We start from the raw sequence: 1,494 nt of genomic DNA, 5'->3' as shown, positions 1-1,494 counted from the left end.
AAATGGTTACAAAGCAGCGCATTCAAGGCGCTCCCTTGGAATAAAAGATCGGGCGAGTTTAGCCCTGCGGTGATGCAGGGTCAAAGGGCTTGATGCTGGTGAACAGGTAACTCTTGCTCATCTCCCTGGCAAGCTCAAAGCGCTCCATTGCCATAATCGGATCGACCTCTTCCAGGTTGTTGAAGTTGATCTGTTCAAAGGCTGTGCGCTCTACTTTGGCTGATATCAGGTATTCGTCTTCAACATGGCCGGTGGCCGGGTTCAGGCGTTGGCTGTAGCCGGAGATGATCAGCTGCTGGATGCTGGGTAATGTGGCAAAAGCAGTCCCGATAACCCGCAGCAGCACGCCATGCACATGACGGGCGTATTCGTGGCGCAGTTGGGTCTGGCTTTTTTGTTTGAGTACCAGGCGCAATTCTCTGGCTCCCAGTCGGGCTTCCTGCTGGGGGAAGTCTTCAATTTCCGGCAGATCCACGTCCAGTTGCAGCCGTTGCCCTGCTTCATCCAGATCAAAATCAATCAGGGTTTCACGCGGCCAGTCCAGTGCTTCCAGCTCTGCTTGCAGCACTTCGGCCATCAACTCAGAATCAGTCAACAGGCGTTGTGAGAAGCTGCTGTCTTCTTCACGCTGCTGGCTGTTGTGGATTTCTTTACGTTGCCGCCATTCGGCCAGCTCTTTTTCATACTGCAGGATGGTGTGTGCCTGCTGCTCGTCCAACCGCTGTTTGTCTTCTTCCCAGCGCTGCAGGCAGACGCTCCAATTGGTTTGTGCATCTTGCCAGGCATCCATCAGGCGTTGTTTGCGACCGGGAATCAAACGATCCAGCCAGCCAATACGCGGTGGCTCTGGTTTAACCGGCTGAGGCGCAGGTTGCTGTAACTGGGGTTTTGCCGGTTGCAGCTCGGTGAAGGGACGGATTTGATATTCAGGGGGTGAGCTGTCGGGTGACAGGGTATCCAGATGGGGATTCAGTAACAGATCTATATCGCCGTTGATGGCTTCCATCCGTACTTCCAGCCATTCGCGGATATCCGCTTCAAAGTCTTTTTGCAGGCGACGACGCAGGGCGGTTTCCAGGGGTTGACCCGACGCATCGACCATCAACAGCTGGCCTTTATCATCCAGCGATAGAGTGACCTGCCCCAGATCCGGATTATTCTGCTGAAGCTGCTGCTGGCGATCCTGACGGTACTGGCGCTTTTCTTGCTGCTCTACACGGCGGCGGTGTGCGGGGCTTTTATCCAGCCGAGTGCGATAAGACAGACCGGTGCCTGGCAGGCCAACATTACCATGCACCCCACGTTTGCCAGCAGTGACCGTTGCACCCCTCACCCCTGCGGAGAGGCTGATGCCAGTTTTGCCCAGGTTCAGGCGGATACCGGGGGCAATGCGGATGGTGTTACGAAAACGAAAAGCCATGGTTGCTCCTTGCGATGGTTTCGTAGAGTTTAAATCGAAGCTGACCTAATGCCCAGCCTTGCCTGTTACTCTGA

1 protein-coding gene is annotated in these 1,494 nt (G+C 55.0%); it reads right to left on the bottom strand.

What is annotated here, in order from left to right:
- Positions 1–58 precede the first annotated feature (58 nt).
- Entirely contained in the window at positions 59–1,420 is a 1,362-nt protein-coding gene (locus tag IBX50_RS20550) for a DUF4236 domain-containing protein (protein WP_292258288.1), read from the bottom strand.
- Between the last annotated feature and the right edge of the window lie 74 nt (positions 1,421–1,494).

The organism is Marinospirillum sp., assembly GCF_014859565.1.
Note: the sequence above shows the minus strand (reverse complement) of the source record. Positions and strands in the feature narration are given on the sequence as shown.

Coding starts and splice junctions, on each gene's coding strand:
- IBX50_RS20550 (WP_292258288.1), bottom strand. CDS start 1,420: ATGGCTTTTCGTTTTCGTAACACCATCCGCATTGCCCCCGGTATCCGC.